Genomic DNA, 23,648 nt, shown 5'->3' on the forward strand with positions numbered 1-23,648 from the left:
ACCCCGCCGGAAGAATACCGGCGGGGTTCTTAATGTTACTGTTTCAATTTCAGTATTATGTCTTCGTCCGGCGTGACGTAAACGGTCTGCTGCTGTTCGTAAATTACGAACCCAGGCTTTGCACCGGCTGGCTTCTTCACATGACGCACCTTGGTGAAGTCGACAGGAACGGAGCTGGAATTCCTTGCTTTGCTGAAATAAGCCGCAATCTGGGCTGCTTCTAGAATTGTTTCTTCCGATGGCTCCTTGCTGCGGATGACCACATGCGATCCCGGAATATCTTTTGTATGGAGCCATATTTCATCTCGTGCCGCTACCTTGTTTGTTAGGTAATCATTTTGTTTATTATTTTTCCCGACGAGGATTTCTGTATCATCGGAAGAGCGGTATTTTTCAAGCAGCGGCTTTAGGTTTTGCTTGTTTTTATTTCCTTTTTTCTGACGGGCTCTGATATAACCGCCCTCAATCAATTCTTCCCTGATTTCCTCAATATCCTTAGGTGAAGCAGCCTCAACCTGCTGGAGGAGAGAATCGAAGTAGGATACCTCAGCTTTGGCTATTTCAATTTGTTCTTTTACAATATTGACGGAGTTCTTGGCCTTTTGATATCTGGTAAAGTATCTTTGGGCATTTTCCGAAGGTGTTTTCCGCGGCTCCAGCGGAATTGTGATCGAAGCACCGTCTTCATCATAATAATTAACAACGGTAATTTCCTTCATGCCCTTTTTGACCTTATAAATGTTAGCAGTCAGCAGCTCTCCATATAATTGGAACTGTTCAGCCATTTTCGCATCTTCAAGAGTCGTTTCAAGCTTTTTGATCTTCTTCTCATTCTTCTCTTTTTCATTAGCTATCAGACGCTCAAGGTCATTTCCCTGCTGCTTGACTCGATCACGTTCGGCTTTGCCAAAATAAAAACGGTCGAGCAGGCTGCTCAGGGAATCGAAGGATTTTGCTTCACCCTGCAAATATTCAAGCGGCATCAGGTAAAATGCTTCTTTATTGCTGCCATTTGTGATCGAAGGTTTGTAGTTATGTTCCCTGAGCTGACTCATCACAGAAATGAAGGCCGTTGGAATGGTCGTGCGATTTGCAAGGCCAGCTTTAAAGACTATTTCCCTGGCCAATACTGGTGACACTCCCGCAAAATTTGAAACTAGCTGCTTATCGATTTTGCCTGCGTTAAAATCGATTAGCCTTAACACATCTTCTTCTTGAGCCTCAAACGGGTTCATTTTTTCCTGTTGGGGAGGCATCACATACTCTTGCCCAGGCATGATCGCCCTGTGCGTATTCACGGCAAATGAAACATGCTTGATGCTGTCAAGAATCATGTTCCTGTTTTTATCGACGATGATAATATTACTGTGCCGTCCCATGATTTCAACAATCAGCTGTTTGTAGGATATATCGCCGATTTCATTTCTTCCTTTTACTTCAAAAATAATCATCCGGTCAAGGCCGGCCTGTTTGATGTCTTCTATAATGAACCCTTCAAGGTGCTTGCGCAGAAGCATACAGAACATTGGCGGTTCATTAGGATTATCGTATTGCTCGTTTGTGATCTGGACCCTGGCGTAGCTTGGGTGAGCAGACAAAAGGAGTTTATGGTTAACACCGTTTGCCCTTACAGCCAGGATAATCTCATTTTTATAAGGCTGGTGTATTTTATTGATTCGTCCTCCCTTAAGGAGAGAATTTAGTTCGTTCGTAATGGCTCTCGTAAACAATCCGTCAAATGACATTTGAAATACATCCTTTTCTATTTATCTCTCGGGCAATTGTGTATGACTGCCTCCGCTTTTCTTAATAATCCAGCTCCTCACTGTCAGGCCATCCAGCGCTTGTCGGAGTTGGACAGTCGCCTCCGCTTTTCTCTGTCCAGCTTCAGCGCCTAGCCCCTCGAGACGCTTGTCTAGTGTCGCCTCCTAGAAACTCCGAAACTTCAACTCCGCCGGCAGAAGCAAAAAGCGCTTCTTTGTCGGAGTCTCCAGTTTCTGCGTTTCTGGACAGTCGGCTATACTTTTCGATTTCGGTCCTGCCAATGAAGTCAAAGAGCGACTTCACCGGTCGGCCCTCCAGCGCTTGTCGGGGCTGACCAAGGCCCCTCCGCTTTTATATTATCCAGCTGCGGCTCCTAACTCCTCGAGACGCTTCGGTCCTGCCAATGAAGTCAAAGAACGACTTCACTGTCAGGCCCTCCAGCGCTTGTCGGAGTTGGACAGTCGCCTCCGCTTTTATATCTATAAACATCTTATCATTTTTTTGGACAGGGCTGAATAAGCTTTCTTTAGAGTAGGACAAACAAGGAGGAAGTGTGATGGCCCCATGAAGTTCCATGAGATGAATGAAAATGAAATAGCTAGTGCCTTAAGAACAGATTTTACAGAAGGATTGGAAGAAAAGGAAGTAAAACGCAGACATGAACAGCATGGATATAATGCATTGGCCGAGGGGGAGAAACAATCGGCCCTGTTATTATTCTTCAGCCAGTTCAAGGATTTCATGGTACTGGTTCTTCTTGCAGCAACATTGATATCCGGCCTTCTCGGTGAAATGGTTGATGCGATCGCCATCATAGCCATTGTTCTCGTAAATGGAATTCTAGGATTTTTCCAGGAGAGGAAGGCGGAAAAATCACTTGATGCCCTGAAAGAGCTTTCCGCTCCGCAAGTTCATGCTTTGCGTGATGGAGAGTGGTCCAAGATTCCTTCAAAGGATGTCGTGCCAGGCGATATCCTTAAATTTACAAGCGGAGACAGAATCGGTGCGGATATCCGCTTGATCGAATCCAGAAGTCTTGAAATTGAAGAATCAGCACTAACGGGAGAGTCTGTTCCAGTACAAAAAAATACAAGTCCGTTGAGGATTCCTAACCCGGGACTGGGCGATATGGAAAATATGGCGTTCATGGGCACGATGGTTACAAGGGGAAGTGGCACTGGTGTTGTCGTTGCTACGGGAATGAAAACAGCAATGGGCCAGATCGCTGACTTGCTGCAAACGGCTGATACACAGGAAACACCTCTGCAGCGCAGACTTGAACAGCTAGGTAAAATTCTGATTACAGCGGCTCTTTTCTTAACATTATTGGTAGTAGGAATTGGCGTTCTTCAGGGGCATGATTTATATACAATGTTCCTGGCAGGAGTCAGTTTGGCAGTAGCTGCCATCCCGGAAGGCCTTCCGGCGATCGTAACCGTAGCATTGTCACTTGGTGTCCAAAGAATGATCAGGAAGAATGCGATCGTCCGGAAGCTGCCGGCAGTGGAGACTCTGGGCTGTGCATCTGTCATTTGTTCTGATAAAACAGGCACGTTGACGCAAAACAAAATGACGGTCACCCATCTGTGGAGCGGCAATAAAACTTGGACTGTCGATGGTGTAGGATACTCACCAACAGGGTTGTTCTTTCATAAAGATAAAAGCGTGGACCCGCAAAATGAAAAATCACTGCAGCAGCTGCTGACATTTGGTATGCTTTGCAACCACGCTGAAATGATTGAAAAAGAGGGTGAGTACACAATAGATGGTGACCCTACTGAGGGTGCCCTTCTGGTTGCAGCAATGAAAGCTGGCTACAGGAGAGAGAACTTACTCAACCAGTTCGAAATTGTTAATGAGTTCCCATTCGATTCCAAGCGGAAAATGATGAGCATGATCGTGAAAGATAAAACTGGACGGAAATTCGCTGTTGTAAAAGGCGCACCGGATGTCCTGATTGGATTAAGTGATTCAATACTTTGGGAGGATAGACAACAGCACCTGACAAAGGATTTGACTGCCAAAGTCCAGGGTGCGATTAACGAGCTGGCAGGCAACGCATTGAGAACCATAGCGATTGCCTTCAAACCCATCTCGCAAAACACAGTAGTCCTTCATGAGAACGAAGCGGAAAAAGGCCTGACTTTCATCGGATTGCAGGGTATGATCGACCCGCCGCGTCCTGAAGTGAAGACAGCTGTTAAAGAATGTCGCGATGCAGGGATCAAAACAGTGATGATTACTGGTGATCATGTAATAACCGCTAAGGCGATTGCAAAGCAGTTAGGTATTTTGACCAAAGATAGCAAGGTATTGGATGGAAAGGCATTATCAGAGATGTCCGTTTCGGAGCTGGAAGCTCTCGTCGATGATGTCTCGGTTTTTGCCAGAGTTTCTCCTGAACATAAGCTTAAGATTGTTAAGGCTTTGCAAAACAGAGGACATATCGTCGCCATGACAGGCGATGGCGTAAACGATGCGCCGGCCATTAAAGCTGCGGATATTGGGGTGGCAATGGGGATTACAGGTACAGATGTAGCGAAGGAAGCCTCTTCCCTCGTGCTTCTGGATGATAACTTTGCCACTATTAAAGCAGCCATCAAAGAAGGCCGGAATATCTATGAAAATATCAGAAAGTTCATCAGGTATCTCCTTGCTTCCAATGTTGGGGAGATTTTGGTCATGCTATTCGCGATGATACTGGGTTTACCTCTACCGCTTGTACCTATCCAAATTCTGTGGGTGAACCTGGTAACAGATGGACTGCCTGCGATGGCTCTAGGGCTTGACCAGCCTGAGGAAAATGTGATGAAAAGAGCGCCGCGCCATCCTAAGGAGGGGGTATTTGCCCGTGGGTTAGGATGGAAAGTCGTATCAAGAGGTTTCTTGATTGGATTGATAACTTTATTCGCATTCTTGATCGTCTATAATAGAAATCCGGATGACTTGGTATATGCCCAGACGATTGCATTTACTACACTCGTGATGGCCCAGCTGATCCACGTATTCGACTGCCGAAGCGAAAAATCAATCTTCGCCCGCAACCCGTTTGAAAATAAATATTTAGTTTGGGCCGTCATCTCATCGTTGGTCATGGTCCTTGCCGTTATTTATTCACCTGTCTTGCAGCCGATATTCCATACAGTTCCAATACTGGCGATTGATTGGTTATTAATCCTTGGTTTATCGGCAATTCCTACATTTTTGCTTGCGGGAACATTTTTTGCAAGAAAAACAAAGAGAAATATGATATAATCCGTTAGGTAATAGAGAAAGCTCTATTGCCTTTCTTTTTTTTAGTAAGGCTCTTTCGTAATCTTTCTTGCATTCACTGCTGAAAAGTTTTATGAAAAGCAATACGTTCCTAGGCTCGGAAGTTCCTTTCGAGGTGATAGGCAGAGTGCAAGATCATGAAATAGAGATAACATAAATGAATAAGCCTGTTCCACGGGTCTACAGGAAACTCGACTTTTTAGAAAGAATGGATGTGTCTGAAATGGTCGTCAGTATGACTGGGTTTGGAAGGAGCAGGGCTGAATCAGAGAGGTTCAGTGTCACAGTCGAGGTAAAAACGGTCAATCACCGTTTTTGTGAATTCCATATTCGCATGCCCCGGCAGCTCCTGAAAATGGAAGAAAAAATAAAAAAGAAACTCGGCGAACATATAAAAAGAGGGAGAGTCGAAGTATTTGTAACTTTGGAGGGCGAAGGCATAGTTAGTCGAAGTGTACATATTGACTGGGAAGCCCTGGACGAATTAGTCCATCACATAACTGAAATTAAAAACAGGTACAGCATAACGGGTGATATTGAGCTCCGCGATATTGTCAGCAGGGAAGAAATCATTCATATTGAGGAAATAGAAGCTGAAAATGATGAGCTTGAGCTTCTTGTCCTTTCTGCCGTTGAGGATGCAGGCAACCAGCTGGTCCATATGCGCAAGCTGGAGGGATCAGCTCTTGAAAAGGATGTGTTGCAGCATATCCAGCAGCTAAAAGAAAACATTGCGAGTGTGAACAAGCTGGCGCCGGATGTTGTAGAGCAGTACCGCGATAGGCTTAGCAAGAAAATGGCTGAATTAATGGATAGCCAGGCAAATGAAGACAGAATCTTCACCGAGGTTGCCTTCTTTGCAGATAAAGCTGATATTAGTGAAGAGATTGCCAGACTTGAGAGCCATGTAAGTCAATTTAAAGAAATTTTGAAGGCGAATGAGCCTCTCGGCAGGAAACTCGATTTTCTGCTTCAGGAAATGAATCGCGAGGTCAACACGATCGGTTCCAAGGCGAATGATTCAAGAATTGCCAGGGAAGTTGTCGAAATGAAAAGCCTCCTGGAAAAGGTTAAGGAACAAGTACAAAATATTGAGTAGTGTTTAGAAAGGGTCTTAAAAGGCCAAAATAAATAACTGATGATTGGGGGACCATCATGGCAATAAAGCTTATAAATATAGGCTTCGGCAATATTGTTTCAGCCAACAGGATCATTTCGATCGTAAGTCCTGAATCAGCTCCGATAAAACGGATCATCCAGGACGCACGCGACCGTGGGTCACTAATAGATGCTACATACGGAAGAAGGACAAGGGCAGTCATCGTCATGGACAGCGACCATGTCATTCTCTCTGCGGTACAGCCAGAAACGGTAGCTCACCGCCTGAATGACCGTGATGATATTATTGATGAAGGGTAGGACTATTTAATGCAGGAAAAAGGATTGTTGATTGTTCTTTCAGGACCATCAGGGGTTGGCAAAGGAACGGTCCGGAAAGAATTATTTTCCCAGCCGGATACAGCTTTTGAATATTCCGTGTCCGCGACAACGAGGCTGCCGCGTGAAGGGGAGCAAAACGGAGTAGATTATTTCTTCAAGACCAGGGAAGAATTTGAAGAAATGATCAAACAGGACCAATTGCTAGAGTATGCAGAGTTTGTTGGCAATTACTATGGGACTCCAGTTGAGTACGTACGCGCAACGCTCGATGCAGGAAGGGATGTTTTCCTTGAGATTGAAGTTCAAGGAGCAAGCCAGGTAAGGAAGAAATTCCCGGAGGGGCTATTCATTTTCCTAGCGCCACCTAGCCTTTCAGAGCTTGAAAACCGGATCGTGACACGTGGCACAGAAACGGAAGAAATCATCAAAGGCAGGATGAAAGCTGCAAGAGAAGAACTTGAAATGATGGAATTATATGATTATGTGGTTGAAAACGACCATATTGAAAACGCAGCCGACCGAGTTAAGTCAATCGTTGTGGCGGAACACTGCCGCAGGGAACGAGTTCAACATCGTTATAAAAAAATGCTGGAGGTAGAATAAATGCTTAATCCTTCTATTGACTCTTTAATGACAAAAATTGATTCAAAATATTCCTTAGTATCGGTTGCAGCAAAGCGCGCGCGCAGCATGCAGGTCCACATGGATGCTAAATTAGATAAGTATGTTTCCCATAAATTTGTTGGCAAGGCACTTGAAGAAATCAATGCAGAAAAGCTTCACTTCAAGACAGCAGGAAGCCATGAAGAGTTAAATATCAACGAATAACACCGCGATAACAACCTATTTATTGGGTTGTTATTTTTTTATAGGTGCATAGACCATGTTGTAGGGTTTCAAAATGACTTATCAGGGCTAGACCACCTCTTCGGGCATTTAAAACTTTTCTATGTAACCTTATAAATTAAAGGCTGTGTTATGACTTACTTTTATATTTATAACCTGTTGATTGGAGTGGAAGGCGCGCAGACTCCTCCGAAAATGCTATCGCATTTCCATCGTGCGTGGGTAAATTCGAGGAAGCAATTCAATGTCCTGCGGGATTAACTGGACAGGTGAGACCCCGCAGGAGTGAAACGACGAGGAGGCTCAGCGCCAGTCCCGCGGAAAGCGGAGTACCTGGAACGGAAATCAACAGTCTAAATTAACACAGCCCATTGAGATACTGTGTTAGTCCATAAAGGTCAAATTAAAGTAGCTACTTTGCCTATTTCATGCTTAATCTGTGAAAAAATGTTATAGTTCAATCATAATGATAGTTTGTTGTAAAATGGGGGTTCTCTGACATGCTGAACGGTAAAAAAATTCTATTGTGCGTGACCGGTGGGATCGCTGTATATAAGGGTGCTGCGCTGACGAGCAAGTTGACACAGGCAGGCGCGGAAGTGAAGGTAATCCTGAGTGATTCCGCAGCTAAATTCGTAACTCCGCTCACTTTTCAGGCATTGTCCAGAAGTGAAGTTTATACAGATACATTCGATGAAAAAAATCCTGAAAATATAGCCCATATCCATTTAGCTGATTGGGCTGATTTGATTATAGTTGCTCCGGCAACAGCCAACATCATTGGCAAACTTGCTAACGGGATTGCTGATAATATGATTTCTACTACACTCCTGGCAGCGACTGCACCTGTATGGGTTGCACCAGCGATGAATGTACATATGTATCAACACCCTGCTGTCCAGAAAAACATGGAAACACTCAGGAGCTTCGGTTATGAATTTATTGAACCGGGAGAAGGGTATTTAGCCTGTGGATACACAGGTAAGGGCCGTCTTGAGGAACCGGAGACAATCGTGGAGCTTGCTGGCCAGTTTTTCAATAAACAGGACGGGGAACTTTCGGGGAAAACTTTCTTGATTACTGCCGGGCCTACGAGGGAAAAAATCGATCCTGTCCGCTTCCTCACCAATCATTCAACTGGCAAGATGGGGTATGCGTTAGCAGGGGAAGCTGTGAAAATGGGGGCAAGAGTGGTCCTTGTTTCGGGGCCGGTCAACCTTGAACCTCCAAGTGGAGCTGAATTGATCAAAGTAGAAAGTGCTGAGGAAATGTACCAGGCTGCCCTGGGACATTTCGGGGAAGCTGATGTCCTTATTGGAACCGCGGCGGTTGCGGATTACCGGCCGAAGTATATATATGAAGAGAAAATGAAGAAAAAAGAAGGCGACCAGGCTCTAGAGCTTGAAAGAACGAAGGATATTCTTTTCGAGCTTGGACAAAAAAAGAAGGGCCAGGTTATTGTAGGGTTCGCAGCCGAAACTAATGATGTCGAAAACCATGCGAAGGGCAAACTTGCCAGAAAAAACGCAGACATGATTGTGGCGAATAACGTCAAGCAGGAAGGGGCTGGCTTTGGCGCAGATACGAATATTGTTACCATTTACAAAAAGGATGGTACAATCATCGAACTGCCTTTGATGTCAAAATCAGATGTAGCCAGAAATATTCTTACCGAAGTTGTCCAGTGGTTAAAAAAGGATGAAAGCTTATGAATATAGCAAGCGTTATTGTCGATGTGCCTGCAAAGCAAACTGACAAAACCTTTGACTATAAAATCCCAGAAAAATTCAAAGAAGTGATTAAGCCTGGGACGAGGGTTATCGTTCCATTTGGTCCAAGAAAAATCCAGGGTTTTGTCAGGGGTCTTAAGGAAAAGTCGAGCTTTTCTAAGTTGCGGTCAATCATCGAACCACTTGATTTGACGCCGGTATTGAATGAGGAACTTCTCCAACTGGGTGACTGGCTGACTGAGCATACATTAAGCTATAAAATCTCCTCTTACCAGGTGATGCTCCCAGCAGCATTGAAGGCTAAATATGAAAAGAAAATTGTCCTTGCTAAAGGAATAGAGATAACCGACCTTCCCGGAAATTTACTGGAGTTATTTAGGGAAAATAGTGAAATGAAATGGGAGGATGCCGTTTCAAAAGGGCTTGTCCAGCAACTTCAAAAGGAGGCGGCGTCCGGAAGGGTTGAGGTTGTTTACCAGGTGAAGGACAGGGTGCGCAAAAAACTGCTCAAGCATGTTTCCCCAGTCATTGGTCATGATCAACTGAAGGAGGCAAGGGACAAGCTTCCATCACAGGCGTCAGGGCAGCAATCTGTGCTTGATTTTTTTCTTGAACATCCTGAGCCTGTAGAACAGAGGCTGATCCTCTCCACTCTCGGAATCTCACAGGCATCAATTCAATCACTTGTTAAGAAAGGTTTAATAAGAGTTGAAGAGATAGAGGTTTACAGAGACCCATATGCAGAACGGGAATTTGAACGAAAAATGGCTCTGGAACTGACAAATGAGCAAGAAAAAGCTATTAGCCCAATCCTTTCTGCAATTGAAAAGGATTTGCATGAAGTCTTCCTATTATATGGTGTCACAGGCAGCGGAAAGACTGAAATCTATTTGCAGTCCATCCAGCAGGTCTTGAGTAAAGGAAAGGAAGCGATTGTGCTTGTGCCGGAAATCTCATTAACTCCACAAATGGTCACGCGCTTCAAGGAGCGATTTGGTGATTTGGTGGCTGTCATGCATAGCGGTTTATCTGCGGGGGAGAAGTATGATGAATGGCGAAAAATCCAGCGCAAGGAAGTAAAAGTGGTCGTAGGAGCCAGGTCAGCGATTTTTGCTCCATTCGAGAATATCGGGATCATCATCATCGATGAAGAGCATGAAACGAGCTACAAGCAAGAAGAGAACCCAAGATACCATGCAAGGGACGTGGCGATCCAGCGGGCTAAAACAAATGCTTGTCCAGTCGTCCTCGGCAGTGCTACCCCTTCACTCGAATCATTTGCCCGGGCGCAAAAAGGAAGGTATACTTTGTTGTCTCTGCCAAAGCGGATGAACAATCAGGCGCTGCCAACTGTTGAAATCGTCGACATGCGAGAGGAATTGCGAACAGGAAACCGCTCTATGTTTTCGGTAAAGCTGTTTGAAAAGATAAAAGACAGGCTGGAGAAAAAAGAGCAGACCGTCCTGTTTTTAAATAAACGTGGGCATTCATCTTTTGTGATGTGCCGTGATTGCGGATATGTCATGAACTGTCCGCATTGCGATATTACGCTGACATACCACCGTTATAATGAGCAAATGAAATGCCATTATTGCGGTTATGAAGACAGGGTGCCAACAATATGTCCTGAATGCAATAGTGAGCATATCCGCTATTTCGGGACCGGGACTCAAAAGGTTGAGGAAGAATTGTTGAAATTAATTCCTGAGGCGAGAATCATCAGGATGGATGTCGATACAACGGGCAGGAAAGGTTCACATGAAAAGTTACTGACCGCTTTTCAGGAGGGCCAGGCGGACATATTACTCGGAACGCAAATGATTGCGAAAGGGTTGGATTTTCCAAACATTACATTAGTAGGTGTCCTGTCAGCTGACACAATGTTGAACCTGCCCGATTTCCGTTCTTCGGAAAAAACATTCCAGCTTTTGACGCAGGTAAGCGGAAGGGCTGGAAGGCACAAGCTCCCTGGAGAGGTAGTAATCCAGACTTATACTCCAGAGCATTACAGTGTTGAGCTTGCCGGGACACAGGATTACGACCGCTTTTACCAGCAGGAGATGCTGATGCGGAAGGTTCACCAGTATCCGCCATTTTACTATCTTTCCCTGGTAACAGTCAGCCATGAAGAATTGATGAAAGTAGTTTCAGTTACCGAAAAGATTGCAAAATACATTTCATCGAGGCTCTCGAATGAAGCAGTTGTACTGGGGCCAGTAGCATCGCCAATCCCGCGGATCAACGATAGATATCGTTATCAATGTCTGATAAAATACAAAAAGGAACCAGAACTGAAAAATGCCCTTAAAACAATTCTGGATCATTACCAGCAGGAAACAGGGACAGGAGGATTGCAGATTTCTGTAGACCTTAACCCTTATATCCTAATGTAATGATAATTTTCAAGGCGGGCTGGTTTTCGAAATGATCTCTTCTTTCTGAAGAGGCTCTTGCAAAGCTTCGGAGCTCTTTTCGAGGAGGCTTCTGGAACTGTAAAGCCTTGTGAATGCAACAAAGTTTACGAAACGAGTCTTGAGGAAAGTTTATGAAAAAAGAAGATTGAACAAGCTAATACTAATATTTAAATGGATTTATTGGAGGATTTATTTTGGCAGTAAGAAAAATAGTAACTTACCCAGCGGACATTTTGGAGCAAGAATGCGAAAAGGTAACAGTTTTTGATAAAAAACTGGCAAAGCTGCTGGATGACATGTATGATACAATGATTGAATTTGATGGTGTTGGCCTGGCTGCTCCTCAAATAGATATAAAGAAGCAAATTGCGATTGTAGATATCGATGATGAGCACGGTACGATTGAATTGATCAACCCGGTGATTCTCGAAACTCGCGGTGAGCAGACTGGTCCTGAAGGATGCTTAAGTTTCCCGGGATTATACGGAGAGGTCACTCGCCCGAATTATGTGAAGGTAAAAGCTCAGAATCGCAAAGGTAAGAGCTATGAATTAGAAGCAGAAGAGTTTTTAGCACGAGCGATCCTACATGAAATTGACCACTTACACGGGGTGTTATTTACCACCAAGGTGACAAGGTATATCGAAGAAGCTGATTTAGAGGAGTTGAACCAGGAATGACAAGAATCGTATTTATGGGGACTCCGGACTTTTCTGTCCCGGTTTTGAGGAGATTGGTCGATGAAGGGTATGACGTCATAGGAGTTGTAACCCAGCCTGACCGACCAGTTGGCAGAAAGCGGGTCCTTACTCCGCCTCCTGTAAAAGCAGAAGCGCTGAAACTTGGCATCCCGGTTTATCAGCCGGAGAAAATCCGACAGCAGGAGGAACTGGATAAAATCCTGGCCCTTGAACCGGATTTAATTGTCACTGCCGCGTTTGGACAAATTTTACCAAACCAACTTCTCGAGGCACCTAAGTTTGGCTGCATCAATGTCCATGCATCCCTACTGCCAGAGCTGCGGGGTGGAGCTCCCATTCACTACGCCATTATTGAAGGCAAAGAAAAAACAGGGATAACCATTATGTATATGGTGGAAAAGCTGGACGCTGGCGATATCCTGACTCAGATCGAAGTGCCAATTAGCGAAACAGATACAGTTGGATCCTTACATGATAAAATGAGCGCTGCTGGTGCAGACCTCTTGTCAGAGACGGTTCCAAAGCTGTTAAAAGGTGAAATCACTCCTGTTCCACAAAACAATGAAGAAGCAACATTTGCATGGAACATCAAGCGCGAACAGGAGAAAATCGATTGGAACAGAACTGGCGCTGAGATATATAACCATATCCGTGGCATGAATCCTTGGCCTGTTGCCTATACCACTATGGATGGATCGGTAATGAAGCTATGGAGTGCCGAAAAGGCAAGCTATAAAGGAAGCGAACAACCTGGTATGATCTTGAAAATTGAAGAAGATGGTCTAATTGTTGCCACTGGTGATGAAACCGCAATAAAAATCACAGAACTTCAGCCGGCAGGCAAGAAAAAGATGGATGCGAAGCAATTCTTGCTAGGGGCAGGGGCAAACTTAGTACCAGGCGTTAGGTTAGGAGACACCAATGAGTAAAAAGAAAAATGTAAGGGATACAGCATTGCAGCTCCTGGAAACAATTGAAAAGAATCAGGCCTACAGCAATCTGCTCTTGAACAGTGCGATTGATAAAAATGAAATCAGTCAGATTGACGTAGGGTTGTTGACAGAGTTGGTATATGGCACGCTTCAGCGGAAAATGACCATCGATTTTTACCTAAAGCCTTTTATCGAGAAAAACAAAAAGCTTCAAAGCTGGGTCATCAATCTGCTTCGCATGACCGTTTATCAGATGGTTTACTTAGATAAAATCCCGGAAAGAGCGGCTATATTTGAAGCAGTGGAAATCGCAAAACGCAGGGGGCATAAGGGTATTGCCAGTCTTGTTAATGGTGTGCTAAGGAGCATTCAGCGAAATGGATTACCTTCACTTGATTCTATCGAGGATCCTGCTGAAAGAATTTCCATTGAGACTAGCCATCCATTGTGGCTTGTAAGAAGGTGGGTAAACCAATTCGGGGTGGAAAAGACACTGGAAATGTGTGAAGTGAATTTAACAGCACCGCTGCAGACAGGCAGGGTCAATTTGACGAGAATCTCCCGTGATGAGTGCCTGGCGCTTTTGGAGGAAGAAGGTTTTGAAGTAGAACCTAGTCCCATCCTTCCCGAAGCAGTCAAGTGTCTGCGAGGCAATCTTGCATCATCTAAAGCTTTCAAGTATGGTTTGTTGACGATCCAGGATGAGAGCTCCATGCTGGTTGCCCATGCACTAGGCATCAAAGAAGAAGAGGTTATTCTTGATGCATGTGCAGCACCAGGAGGGAAGACTACCCATATCGCCGAAAAGCTTGGAAATAGCGGGAAGGTGTTATCACTCGACCTCCATGAGCACAAGGTGAAGCTGATCTCTGAGAATGCTGAGCGCCTGGGCCTCGAAAATATCGAAGCTCAAAAAATGGACAGCCGCCAGGCAGCCACCCAATTTGAAAAAGAATCAATAGACCGGGTCTTGCTGGATGCTCCGTGCTCTGGCCTTGGAGTGATGAGACGAAAGCCTGATATGAAGTATACTAAGAAAGAACAGGATTTATCACAGCTGCAAACCATTCAGCTAAGCCTGCTGGAATCAGTCGCCCCACTCTTGAAAGCTAGGGGTACACTGGTATATAGCACATGCACGGTAGACCGTGAAGAAAACCAGGAAGTAATCGAAAAATTTTTACGCGAGCATCCGGAATTCGAAGGAGATACAACATTTGCAAAAAGAATGCCAGAGGCAATCAAACCATTGATCAATGGCTTTGATGTGCAAATTCTTCCGCAGGACATTGGCTCTGATGGGTTTTATATTGCTTGTTTAAGAAAGAAGGTGGAATAACATGGAACAAGAAAACACAACTAGAAATTCAGCAACCCAGGATTCAGCAAAAAAGTCCATTTATTCACTTCAGCTTGAAGAAATAAAGGATTGGCTGAAGGAACAAGGAGAAAAACCATTCAGGGCAGAACAAATTTTTGACTGGCTCTACCAAAAAAGAGCAACCTCTTTTGAAGAGATGTCTAATTTGTCAAAGCCTTTGAGGGACAAGCTAGACGAGCATTTTGTCCTGACAACCCTGAGTACAATCATACAGCAGACTTCATCTGACGGAACAATCAAGTTCTTATTTGAAATGCATGACGGTATGTCTATTGAAACGGTTCTTATGAGACATGAATACGGAAACTCTGTCTGTGTAACTACACAGGTTGGCTGCAGGATCGGCTGTACTTTCTGTGCTTCAACCCTTGGCGGTTTAAAGAGGAATCTGGAAGCAGGAGAAATTGTGGCTCAGGTCGTAAAAGTACAACAGGCACTAGACGAGACAGAAGAGAGAGTAAGCTCAATTGTTATCATGGGAATCGGTGAACCATTTGACAACTATGACAATATGCTTTCATTCCTGAAAATTATGAACCATGAAAAAGGCTTGAATATTGGCGCACGTCATATTACCGTTTCTACAAGCGGCATCATCCCTAAGATCTATCAATTTGCGGATGAAAATATGCAAATAAACTTTGCGATTTCCTTGCATGCACCAAACACTGAGTTGCGCAGCAGGCTGATGCCAATCAACCGCGCATACAAGCTTCCTGATTTAATGGATTCAGTCCGTTATTATGTGAACAAGACAGGAAGAAGAATCAGCTTTGAATATGGTCTGTTCGGTGGTGTCAATGATCAGGTTGAGCACGCTGAAGAGCTTGCGCAACTGGTTAAAGGACTGAAGTGCCATATCAATTTGATTCCGGTCAACTATGTACCTGAACGTGATTACGTAAGGACACCAAAGAGCCAGATCTTCAAGTTCGAACGTACTCTTCGCGACCGTGGAGTGAATGTGACAATCAGAAGAGAACAAGGGCATGACATTGAAGCAGCTTGCGGACAACTTCGGGCGAAAGAAAGAAAAGAAGAGACGAGGTGACAAGATGAAAGCTGTTTTCATGACAGACAGGGGAAAAGTCCGCCTGCATAATGAAGACAATGGCGGCATCTTTGTAAATCCTCACGGTCAGCGCCTTGCCATCGTAGCAGATGGCATGGGCGGACACCGTGCAGGGGATGTTGCCAGTGAAATGACAATTAAACATCTGAAGGACCTTTGGGGAAATTCAACGCAGATACATACAGCAGAAGAAGCAGAAAAATGGATGGAAGAAGCGGTTTTGCAAGTCAATAAAGAAATTTTTGATCATTCTTTGAAAAATACAGAATGTGAAGGTATGGGCACAACAATAGTTGCTGCCATCTGTACGAACCTGTTCGCAACCATCGTAAATATAGGTGACAGCCGTTGTTACTTATTAAACGAAACGGGATTTAAACAGTTGACGGAGGATCACTCTCTTGTTAACGAACTCGTTCGTTCTGGGCAAATTTCCAAGGAAGATGCAGAGCATCACCCACGGAAAAATGTCCTGTTAAGGGCTCTTGGAACTGAAGAGTCGGTTGAAATGGATGTTAAAACAATCATCTTTGAAGAGGAAGATATATTGTTGCTTTGTTCAGATGGACTTTCCAATAAAGTAAGCCAGGAAGAAATGGAAAGCATTATTAATAACAAAGAAATGTCCCATGAAGATAAGGCGGCAGAATTTATCAAAAGGGCAAACGAATACGGCGGCGAAGATAATATAACTCTTGCTATCGTCGAATACCAGGAATTCAACGAGGGCAGGTGAAGAATATGATTATCGGAAAAAGAATCAGCGGGCGTTATAAAATCAAGGACATGATCGGCGGGGGAGGCATGGCAAATGTCTATCTGGCTCGAGACATGATCCTCGACAGGGATGTCGCGGTCAAGATGCTTCGTCTTGATTTTGCCAATGATGATGAATTTATCCGCAGGTTCCACAGGGAGGCGCAATCTGCAACTAGCCTTGCCCATCCGAATATCGTCAGTATATATGATGTCGGTGAAGAGGATGGACTATACTATATTGTGATGGAATACGTTGATGGCCAGACGTTAAAGCAATACATACAGCAGCATGCCCCAGTCCCGGTTGAAGAAGCCTTGGACATCATGAAACAGCTGACATCTGCTATCTCGCATGCCCATCATAACCATATTGTACATCGCGATATCAAGCCGCATAATATCCTGGTTGATAGCAATGGAACCGTAAAAATTACCGACTTTGGCATTGCAATGGCCCTGAGTGCGACAAGTATCACTCAAACGAATTCAGTGCTGGGCTCTGTTCATTATCTTTCTCCTGAACAGGCAAGAGGAGGCATGGCGAACAAAAAATCGGATATTTATTCGATTGGGATTGTCATGTTCGAATTGCTTACAGGCAGGCTTCCTTTTTCAGGTGAATCCGCCGTTTCCATCGCGCTTAAGCATTTACAATCAGAGACTCCTTCATTAAAAAGATGGAATCCGCACATTCCCCAGAGCGTGGAAAATATTGTGCTCAAGGCAACTGCGAAGGATCCTTTCCATCGCTATGACAATGTCGATGAAATGGAAGAAGACCTGCGTACGGCGCTTGAGACTAAGCGTTTGAATGAAGGCAAATTTGTCATACCAGAAGACGATGAAGCAACAAAAGCGATACCAATTATAACCAATGACCGGCCTTATCATAATCTTGACGAAACAATCGTACGGAAAGACGCTCCTGGTTCACACGAACAAACTCCAAAGGCAAAGCCTGAGAAGAAGAAGAAAAAGAAATGGCCAGTCATTTTGACAATTTTGTTTTTGTTGATCCTGACTGCGGGAATAGTAATGGTGACAATGGGACCTGACTTATTCGGCCCGAAGGAAAAGGAAGTGCCTGATGTAAGCGGCATGGAAGTAGAAGAAGCAGTCGCACAACTCATGTCTGCTGGCTTCATCACTGGAGACATAAAAGAAATCAGTGATGAAGAAGTCGAAGAAGGAAATGTCATCCGTACCAATCCGACGGCCGGAAAGATGATCAAAGAAGGCAATGAAATCGACTTGTATATCAGTGCCGGTAAAGAAAAAGTGGAATTATCGGATTATACCGACAGGATGTACGATGATGTCGTCAGGCTGCTAGAAGGAAAGGGTTTCAAGGATTTCAAAAAAATCGAAGAGCACGATGATAGTGAGGCGGGTACGATCCTTGAACAAGATCCACCTGGAGGAGAATCCGTCATTCCAGGGGATACAACTTTGGAATTTAAGGTTAGCAAAGGGCCTGAATTAGTAACTCTGGGTGATTTAACCGAATACAACCAGAGAAACCTTGATCTTTATGCTGACACCACTGGGCTTGTAATTGAAAGTACTGAGGAGTTTCATGATACAATCCCCGCAGGATTGGTTATCTCCCAAAAACCTGAAGCAGGAACTGAACTGAAAAAGGGCAGTAAAGTAAATGTTGTCCTTTCAAAAGGAAAAGAACCAGTCCCGAAAGAAGTATCACGTGAAATTACCGTAACATATCAGCCTAAAGAAGAAGGAGTACCGCAGGAAATCAAGATCTACATGAGTGACCTAAATCACAATGGGGAAACTCCTGTAGACACAATTGAAATCACAGAGGACGAACTAATAATTCTTGATTTTCTAATTGCGCCTGGTAAACAGGCTGAATATAGAATTATGCGGGATGGAGAAATCTTTGATAGTGGCAGTGTCGATTATCCAGAAGACTAACAGACAGGGAGTGTTGCTATGCCTGAGGGCAAAATTATCAAGGCGCTGAGCGGTTTTTATTATGTTGCGAATGACGATGGGGTTGTTCAATGCCGCGGCCGAGGTGTTTTCCGCAAAAACAAGGTAACACCGCTTGTAGGTGATGAGGTCGTTTTTCAGGCTGAAAATGATACGGAAGGCTATATCATGGAAGTCAAACGCCGGAAGAATGAGTTAGTTCGACCTCCAATCGCGAATGTAGACCAGGCAATCCTTGTTTTTTCAGCTGTAGAACCCGACTTCAGCTCAGCCCTGCTCGACCGGTTCCTGGTCCTTGTTGAATATAATCATATCGAGCCACTCATCTGCATTACGAAAATGGATTTAACAAATGAAGAGCAAAAGTCCCGACTTGAAGAATATGCAGAGGATTATCGGAAAGCAGGCTATGAGGTTATTTTTACTTCATCTGAAACTTCAGAGGGTCTTGAAAAATTAAGACCCCATATTGAGGGGAAGATCTCTGTGTTTGCTGGACAATCTGGAGTCGGGAAGTCATCATTGCTCAATGCGATCCGTCCAGATCTAGAATTGAAAACCGATGATATTTCCTCGCATCTTGGCAGGGGCAAGCATACAACAAGACATGTCGAGCTGATTACAATTAATAATGGACTTGTTGCCGACACGCCTGGTTTCAGTTCCCTGGAATTTACCGAAATCGAAGCGGAAGAGCTGAACTCCTGCTTCCCGGATATTGCTGAAATCAGTGAGGATTGCAAGTTCCGCGGATGTCTCCACATGGCTGAGCCTAAATGTGCGGTCAAGGCAGCAGTCGAATCAGATTCTTTGCCTGAGTACAGGTATAAGCATTACAAAGACTTTTTGTTAGAAATCAAAGATAGAAAGCCGAGGTACTGATATATGGTAAAGATAGCACCTTCAATCTTATCAGCCGACTTTGCCCGCCTGGGGGAAGAAATCAAAGATGTCGAGCGAGGTGGGGCTGATTATATTCACGTGGATGTAATGGATGGGCATTTCGTGCCGAATATTACGATTGGCCCATTGATTGTCGAGGCAATCAGGCCAGTAACGAAGCTTCCGCTTGATGTTCACCTGATGATCGAGAACCCGGACCAATATATTGAAGCTTTCGCAAATGCAGGTGCTGATTACATCACGGTCCACGTGGAAGCAAGCAGGCACCTGCACAGGACAATCCAGCTAATTAAGTCTACTGGTGTAAAGGCTGGAGTTGTCCTGAATCCTGCAACTCCTGTGGACAGCCTGAAGCATATCATCGAGGATGTGGATATGGTGCTGCTTATGTCTGTCAATCCGGGCTTTGGCGGCCAAAAATTCATTTCCTCGGTACTTCCGAAAATCAGGCAGGTAAAAGAGCTGGCAGATTCACTGAATCCAGGACTTGAAATCGAGATTGATGGCGGAGTGAACGAAGAGACTGCCAAGCTTTGTGTTGAAGCAGGGGCGACTGTACTCGTTGCGGGTTCAGCTGTTTTCAATAAGGAAGACAGAGGAGCTGCTATCGCAAGCTTAAGACAATAAAAGAAATGCACAAGCGCCTTGGTCAGCACCTGCAAGCGCTGAAGCGGGACAATTCTCGAAGTGAATTTAAACATTCTTATCCTCAAATAAAGCCAGCCGTAACAGCGGCTGGCTTTATTTAGCTTTTAACAAAATCTAATTCGCTGAATTTTGAAAAGGAGATCGTCTTCATGAAAATACATTTAGTAGCAGGAGGACCGTCAAACCTGATACCTGATTTTCATTTGTATGATGGAAGCAATATAATCTGGATTGGGATAGATAGAGGTGTATTCTATTTACTGAAAGCAGGAGTCAAGCCAGCAGCAGCTTTCGGAGACTTTGATTCCGTTTCAGAAGCAGAGATGGCAGAAATTGAAGAGGTCGTTACAGACCTTAAAAAATTCAAGCCGGAAAAAGATGAAACAGATATGGAACTAGCTTTAAACTGGGCTCTCGAACAGGAAGCAGAGTCAATCACCATTTTTGGTGCTACCGGTGGACGTCTCGACCATTTGATGGCAAATATCCAGCTCCTGGTCAAACCTCTGAAACAGGAGAATAATCTACATATCGAAATCATTGATGCAAAAAATATTTTATATGTTAAAAAACCAGGCACCTACAACATTGAGCATATGCAGGATTTTAAATATATTTCGTTCCTCCCTGTAACACCAGCAGTCTCCGGAATGACATTAGAAAATTTTAAATACCCATTAAATGACTGTCATATTCCTATGGGATCGACACTATGTATTAGTAATGAACTTATTAGAGGTCATGGTACTTTTTCATTTTGCGAAGGCATATTATTAGTTGTAAGGAGCAAGGATTGAAAGGTCTTCTATTGAGCTCTATTCATGAATTTGATTTCACGGGTTCAAATGAAAGGAGCAATATTTGCATACACACGAATATACTATACAGAAGCAGATAGAAGACTGGTTTTCGAGAGATGGTGAGGAGGGACGGTATGAGATTTTATACAATCAAACTACCTAGGTTTTTAGGTGGCCTCGTACGGGCGATGTTAGGTGCATTTAAAAAGGAATAGAACCGTTAACAAAGAATAAGTAAAGATGGAAAGAGTATATGAAAGCTCTTTGGCACCCTGGAAACGGGGTGCTATTATTTTGTCGTCAATTGGGAAGAATGAGCATGAGGGTGAATTAAAACCCGTTAAAAATAAAAAAGGCACCCTCATGGATGCCGTGCAGTTTCCTGCCGGCCACTGGAGCCAGGCAGAAGGTCTGCGACTTTTTTTAATTAAACGCGCTCAACTTTACCTGATCTTAGAGCTCTTGTAGATACCCAAACACGCTTAGGCTTACCGTCTACAAGAATACGAACTTTTTGAAGGTTAGCACCCCATGTACGCTTGTTAGCGTTCATTGCGTGAGAGCGTGCGTTACCAGAACGAGTTGATTTACCAGTTACTACACATTTACGTGGCATATGATTTCCCTCCTAACTGACAAAAGCTGATACTATTTTTTGCTGCAATTAGTTGCATATCGTCAGAACTGCGAATTAATCAGGATAACCTTTTCTCTGACATACTTTAATAATTTATCATAGAAATTTCCCATTTGCAATAGTTCTGGCGAAAGCTATAAAGAAAAAAACCTTGACATATAGTTGAGATTCTTGCTGAATAATAAAGGGAAGCGCAGAATAACTTTAAAAATTGATTGGCTTATAGTAAAATAACTGTAGCATTACGCTATTTTTCCAAAGGGGGAACGAATCATGTCCATCGAGCTAAAAACGAAGTACGGACAAATTGATATATCAAATGATGTCATTGCAACGATTGCAGGCGGCGCAGCTGTCGATTGTTATGGTATTGTCGGGATGGCTTCAAAGAATCAGATCAAGGACGGATTAACAGATATTTTGCGCAGGGAGAATTTCACGCGCGGAGTAATCGTTCGCCAGGAAAACGAAGAAGTACATATCGATATGTATATTATTGTGAGCTATGGGACGAAAATTTCCGAGGTTGCCCACAATGTCCAGTCAAAGGTAAAATACACTCTTGATAAAACTGTAGGGCTGGCAGTTGACTCGGTCAATATTTACGTTCAGGGAGTTCGTGTAACGAACCCGTAAGAGGAGGAAAGATTTGTGTCTATTAATGTTCTAGACGGAAAACGTTTTGCGGAAATGGTCATCCAGGGCGCCAACCATTTGGCGGCGAATGCCAAGTATGTCGACGCGCTGAACGTCTTCCCTGTTCCTGATGGTGATACAGGAACGAATATGAATTTATCCATGACTTCCGGAGCAAAGGAAGTTAAGAACAATGTACAGGAACATATCGGGAAGGTTGGTTCCGCGCTTGCCAAAGGCTTGCTTATGGGGGCCAGAGGAAACTCTGGAGTTATCCTTTCCCAATTATTCCGTGGTTTTGCAAAAGCAATCGAAAATAAGCCAACTGTGAACTCTGTAGAGTTTGCCGCTGCGTTGAATGCAGGTGTTGAAACAGCTTATAAGGCTGTCATGAAACCTGTGGAAGGCACCATTTTAACGGTAGCAAAGGATGCTGCCAAGCATGCCGTAGCTGTTGCCAAAACCCATGAAAGTCTTATTGGCTTAATGGAAGAAGTGCTAAAAGAAGCGAAGGCGTCATTAAACCGCACCCCTGACTTGCTTCCTGTCCTAAAGGAAGTTGGAGTAGTCGACAGTGGCGGACAGGGCCTTGTATTTGTATATGAAGGCTTCCTTGCAGAATTAAAGGGCGAAAAGCTTCCTGACTCCCCGTCTGCAATGCCCAACATGAATGAGCTTGTGAGCGCAGAGCACCATAAGAGCGTTCAGAGCCACATGAATACTGAGGATATCGAATTCGGCTATTGTACTGAATTCATGGTTAGGCTTGAAGGAAAAGAAGCATTCTCTGAGGAAAATTTCCGTCAGGACTTGAGCAACTATGGAGATTCTCTTCTTGTCATTTCTGACGATGAGGTCGTAAAGGTACATATCCACTCAGAACAGCCTGGCGAAGTTCTGACTTATGGACAAAAATATGGAAACCTCATCAATATGAAAATTGAGAACATGCGCCAGCAGCATACGGATATTGTCGGCGAACCAACTACCCCTCTTCGAACACAGGCTAATGAGCCAAAGAAAGAAAAGCGGGAATACGGAATCGTCGCTGTCTCAATGGGTTCTGGTATCGCTGAGCTTTTCCGCAGCATCGGTGCCAATGCGGTGATCGAAGGCGGGCAGACAATGAATCCAAGCACAGAGGATATCATTAAGGCGATCAAAGAAGTAAACGCGCGCAAGGTAATCATCCTGCCGAATAATAAAAACATCATCATGGCTGCTGAACAGGCTGCAGAGGTAGCGGAGGAAGAAGTAGTAGTAATCCCTTCGAAGACCGTGCCTCAGGGAATGACAGCATTGCTTTCATTCAACCCAGGAGCTGAACCTTCTGATAATAAAGACGCAATGACCGAAGCGATGCAACATGTGAAAACTGGACAGCTGACATATGCAGTCCGTGACACAAGCATCGATGGACTGGAAATTTCCACTGGAGATTTCATGGGAATTTCCGATGGGAAGATCATCCTGAAGGACCAGGATAAAGTCAAGGCAGCTAAGGGCCTATTGGACCAAATGCTGGATGAAGACTCAGAAATCCTGACGATTCTTAAGGGAGAAGACGCTTCAGATGAAGATGTCGATTCAATCGTCGAGTTTGTTGAAAGTAATTACGGCGATGTAGAAGTTGAAGTCCATAATGGGGAACAGCCTCTATATGCCTTTATCTTCGCGATTGAATAAATTTTCCGGCAGTGCTGATTCTTCTGCTGGACAAATAAAATCGTAAATATGATACTAAGAAATAGAAGGGGAT

At 44.1% G+C, this 23,648-nt stretch carries 22 protein-coding genes; 19 read left to right on the forward strand and 3 right to left on the reverse strand.

What is annotated here, in order from left to right:
• Positions 1 to 35 precede the first annotated feature (35 nt).
• Complete coding sequence (locus DYI25_RS02970) at positions 36 to 1,745, reverse strand: Rqc2 family fibronectin-binding protein (protein WP_213366821.1); 1,710 nt, start codon at positions 1,743 to 1,745, stop codon at positions 36 to 38.
• Positions 1,746 to 1,887: 142 nt separating this feature from the next.
• A complete protein-coding gene (locus DYI25_RS02975) occupies positions 1,888 to 2,067 on the reverse strand; it encodes a hypothetical protein (protein ID WP_213366823.1) in 180 nt (59 codons plus the stop codon).
• Between the two features lie 261 nt (positions 2,068 to 2,328).
• On the opposite strand from DYI25_RS02975, the gene DYI25_RS02980 reads away from it, so the two are divergent.
• From DYI25_RS02980 to spoVM, 17 genes are all read left to right on the forward strand, one after another.
• Positions 2,329 to 5,019 (forward strand): calcium-translocating P-type ATPase, SERCA-type, encoded by a 2,691-nt coding sequence (locus DYI25_RS02980; RefSeq protein WP_213366825.1) that lies wholly within the window; start codon positions 2,329 to 2,331, stop codon positions 5,017 to 5,019.
• Positions 5,020 to 5,260: 241 nt separating this feature from the next.
• Positions 5,261 to 6,136, forward strand: a complete 876-nt coding sequence (locus DYI25_RS02985; protein WP_213369368.1) for a YicC/YloC family endoribonuclease — start codon at positions 5,261 to 5,263, stop codon at positions 6,134 to 6,136.
• Between the two features lie 56 nt (positions 6,137 to 6,192).
• A complete protein-coding gene (remA, locus tag DYI25_RS02990; protein WP_023614949.1) occupies positions 6,193 to 6,456 on the forward strand; it encodes an extracellular matrix/biofilm regulator RemA in 264 nt (87 codons plus the stop codon).
• A gap of 9 nt (positions 6,457 to 6,465) precedes the next feature.
• Entirely contained in the window at positions 6,466 to 7,080 is a 615-nt protein-coding gene (gmk, locus tag DYI25_RS02995; RefSeq protein WP_213366826.1) for a guanylate kinase, read from the forward strand.
• Positions 7,081 to 7,305: a DNA-directed RNA polymerase subunit omega gene (gene rpoZ / locus DYI25_RS03000; protein ID WP_041965989.1), complete on the forward strand. Its 225-nt coding sequence runs from the start codon at positions 7,081 to 7,083 to the stop codon at positions 7,303 to 7,305.
• A gap of 518 nt (positions 7,306 to 7,823) precedes the next feature.
• Positions 7,824 to 9,035 (forward strand): bifunctional phosphopantothenoylcysteine decarboxylase/phosphopantothenate--cysteine ligase CoaBC, encoded by a 1,212-nt coding sequence (gene coaBC / locus DYI25_RS03005; protein WP_213366829.1) that lies wholly within the window; start codon positions 7,824 to 7,826, stop codon positions 9,033 to 9,035.
• On the forward strand, positions 9,032 to 11,446 hold the full coding sequence (priA, locus tag DYI25_RS03010; RefSeq protein ID WP_213366831.1) for a primosomal protein N': 2,415 nt from the start codon (positions 9,032 to 9,034) through the stop codon (positions 11,444 to 11,446). Before coaBC ends, priA begins: the two co-directional genes overlap by 4 nt.
• Before the next feature lie 215 nt (positions 11,447 to 11,661).
• Positions 11,662 to 12,147 carry a peptide deformylase gene (gene def / locus DYI25_RS03015; RefSeq protein ID WP_213366833.1) on the forward strand — a complete coding sequence of 162 codons (486 nt, stop codon included), beginning with the start codon at positions 11,662 to 11,664 and terminating at the stop codon, positions 12,145 to 12,147.
• Complete coding sequence (gene fmt, locus DYI25_RS03020) at positions 12,144 to 13,097, forward strand: methionyl-tRNA formyltransferase (RefSeq protein ID WP_213366835.1); 954 nt, start codon at positions 12,144 to 12,146, stop codon at positions 13,095 to 13,097. Before def ends, fmt begins: the two co-directional genes overlap by 4 nt.
• Positions 13,090 to 14,439, forward strand: coding sequence for a 16S rRNA (cytosine(967)-C(5))-methyltransferase RsmB (rsmB, locus tag DYI25_RS03025; protein WP_213366837.1), 1,350 nt, complete (start codon positions 13,090 to 13,092; stop codon positions 14,437 to 14,439). The genes fmt and rsmB overlap by 8 nt, the downstream gene beginning before the upstream one ends.
• Position 14,440: 1 nt before the next feature.
• Positions 14,441 to 15,532 carry a 23S rRNA (adenine(2503)-C(2))-methyltransferase RlmN gene (rlmN, locus tag DYI25_RS03030; protein WP_213366839.1) on the forward strand — a complete coding sequence of 364 codons (1,092 nt, stop codon included), beginning with the start codon at positions 14,441 to 14,443 and terminating at the stop codon, positions 15,530 to 15,532.
• Between the two features lie 4 nt (positions 15,533 to 15,536).
• Positions 15,537 to 16,289, forward strand: coding sequence for a Stp1/IreP family PP2C-type Ser/Thr phosphatase (locus DYI25_RS03035; protein ID WP_213369370.1), 753 nt, complete (start codon positions 15,537 to 15,539; stop codon positions 16,287 to 16,289).
• Between the two features lie 5 nt (positions 16,290 to 16,294).
• Positions 16,295 to 18,247: a Stk1 family PASTA domain-containing Ser/Thr kinase gene (pknB, locus tag DYI25_RS03040; protein WP_213366841.1), complete on the forward strand. Its 1,953-nt coding sequence runs from the start codon at positions 16,295 to 16,297 to the stop codon at positions 18,245 to 18,247.
• An 18-nt stretch (positions 18,248 to 18,265) separates the two neighbouring features.
• A complete protein-coding gene (gene rsgA, locus DYI25_RS03045) occupies positions 18,266 to 19,147 on the forward strand; it encodes a ribosome small subunit-dependent GTPase A (RefSeq protein ID WP_213366843.1) in 882 nt (293 codons plus the stop codon).
• A 3-nt stretch (positions 19,148 to 19,150) separates the two neighbouring features.
• Entirely contained in the window at positions 19,151 to 19,795 is a 645-nt protein-coding gene (rpe, locus tag DYI25_RS03050) for a ribulose-phosphate 3-epimerase (RefSeq protein ID WP_213366845.1), read from the forward strand.
• Positions 19,796 to 19,965: 170 nt separating this feature from the next.
• Positions 19,966 to 20,613, forward strand: a complete 648-nt coding sequence (locus tag DYI25_RS03055) for a thiamine diphosphokinase (protein WP_213366847.1) — start codon at positions 19,966 to 19,968, stop codon at positions 20,611 to 20,613.
• Between the two features lie 137 nt (positions 20,614 to 20,750).
• A complete protein-coding gene (spoVM, locus tag DYI25_RS03060; protein ID WP_210363964.1) occupies positions 20,751 to 20,831 on the forward strand; it encodes a stage V sporulation protein SpoVM in 81 nt (26 codons plus the stop codon).
• A 212-nt stretch (positions 20,832 to 21,043) separates the two neighbouring features.
• Here spoVM and rpmB read toward each other — a convergent pair whose 3' ends face one another.
• Entirely contained in the window at positions 21,044 to 21,232 is a 189-nt protein-coding gene (rpmB, locus tag DYI25_RS03065; protein WP_213366849.1) for a 50S ribosomal protein L28, read from the reverse strand.
• A 294-nt stretch (positions 21,233 to 21,526) separates the two neighbouring features.
• On the opposite strand from rpmB, the gene DYI25_RS03070 reads away from it, so the two are divergent.
• Both DYI25_RS03070 and DYI25_RS03075 read left to right on the forward strand, forming a co-directional pair.
• Positions 21,527 to 21,889 carry an Asp23/Gls24 family envelope stress response protein gene (locus DYI25_RS03070; protein WP_041965977.1) on the forward strand — a complete coding sequence of 121 codons (363 nt, stop codon included), beginning with the start codon at positions 21,527 to 21,529 and terminating at the stop codon, positions 21,887 to 21,889.
• 15 nt (positions 21,890 to 21,904) lie between these two features.
• The gene (locus DYI25_RS03075) at positions 21,905 to 23,575 is read left to right on the forward strand and encodes a DAK2 domain-containing protein (protein ID WP_213366851.1); all 1,671 of its coding nucleotides are present in this window, start codon (positions 21,905 to 21,907) and stop codon (positions 23,573 to 23,575) included.
• Positions 23,576 to 23,648: the final 73 nt, after the last annotated feature.

Source organism: Mesobacillus boroniphilus, assembly GCF_018424685.1.
GTDB lineage: Bacteria > Bacillota > Bacilli > Bacillales > Cytobacillaceae > Mesobacillus > Mesobacillus boroniphilus_A.

What these genes read in the sequence shown, in the direction of transcription:
- DYI25_RS02970 (WP_213366821.1), bottom strand. Translation starts at nt 1,745, where the DNA reads ATGTCATTTGACGGATTGTTTACGAGAGCCATTACGAACGAACTAAAT.
- DYI25_RS02980 (WP_213366825.1), top strand. Translation starts at nt 2,329, where the DNA reads ATGAAGTTCCATGAGATGAATGAAAATGAAATAGCTAGTGCCTTAAGA.
- DYI25_RS02985 (WP_213369368.1), top strand. Translation starts at nt 5,261, where the DNA reads ATGGTCGTCAGTATGACTGGGTTTGGAAGGAGCAGGGCTGAATCAGAG.
- remA (WP_023614949.1), top strand. Translation starts at nt 6,193, where the DNA reads ATGGCAATAAAGCTTATAAATATAGGCTTCGGCAATATTGTTTCAGCC.
- gmk (WP_213366826.1), top strand. Translation starts at nt 6,466, where the DNA reads ATGCAGGAAAAAGGATTGTTGATTGTTCTTTCAGGACCATCAGGGGTT.
- rpoZ (WP_041965989.1), top strand. Translation starts at nt 7,081, where the DNA reads ATGCTTAATCCTTCTATTGACTCTTTAATGACAAAAATTGATTCAAAA.
- coaBC (WP_213366829.1), top strand. Translation starts at nt 7,824, where the DNA reads ATGCTGAACGGTAAAAAAATTCTATTGTGCGTGACCGGTGGGATCGCT.
- priA (WP_213366831.1), top strand. Translation starts at nt 9,032, where the DNA reads ATGAATATAGCAAGCGTTATTGTCGATGTGCCTGCAAAGCAAACTGAC.
- fmt (WP_213366835.1), top strand. Translation starts at nt 12,144, where the DNA reads ATGACAAGAATCGTATTTATGGGGACTCCGGACTTTTCTGTCCCGGTT.
- rsmB (WP_213366837.1), top strand. Translation starts at nt 13,090, where the DNA reads ATGAGTAAAAAGAAAAATGTAAGGGATACAGCATTGCAGCTCCTGGAA.
- rlmN (WP_213366839.1), top strand. Translation starts at nt 14,441, where the DNA reads ATGGAACAAGAAAACACAACTAGAAATTCAGCAACCCAGGATTCAGCA.
- DYI25_RS03035 (WP_213369370.1), top strand. Translation starts at nt 15,537, where the DNA reads ATGAAAGCTGTTTTCATGACAGACAGGGGAAAAGTCCGCCTGCATAAT.
- pknB (WP_213366841.1), top strand. Translation starts at nt 16,295, where the DNA reads ATGATTATCGGAAAAAGAATCAGCGGGCGTTATAAAATCAAGGACATG.
- rsgA (WP_213366843.1), top strand. Translation starts at nt 18,266, where the DNA reads ATGCCTGAGGGCAAAATTATCAAGGCGCTGAGCGGTTTTTATTATGTT.
- rpe (WP_213366845.1), top strand. Translation starts at nt 19,151, where the DNA reads ATGGTAAAGATAGCACCTTCAATCTTATCAGCCGACTTTGCCCGCCTG.
- DYI25_RS03055 (WP_213366847.1), top strand. Translation starts at nt 19,966, where the DNA reads ATGAAAATACATTTAGTAGCAGGAGGACCGTCAAACCTGATACCTGAT.
- spoVM (WP_210363964.1), top strand. Translation starts at nt 20,751, where the DNA reads ATGAGATTTTATACAATCAAACTACCTAGGTTTTTAGGTGGCCTCGTA.
- rpmB (WP_213366849.1), bottom strand. Translation starts at nt 21,232, where the DNA reads ATGCCACGTAAATGTGTAGTAACTGGTAAATCAACTCGTTCTGGTAAC.
- DYI25_RS03070 (WP_041965977.1), top strand. Translation starts at nt 21,527, where the DNA reads ATGTCCATCGAGCTAAAAACGAAGTACGGACAAATTGATATATCAAAT.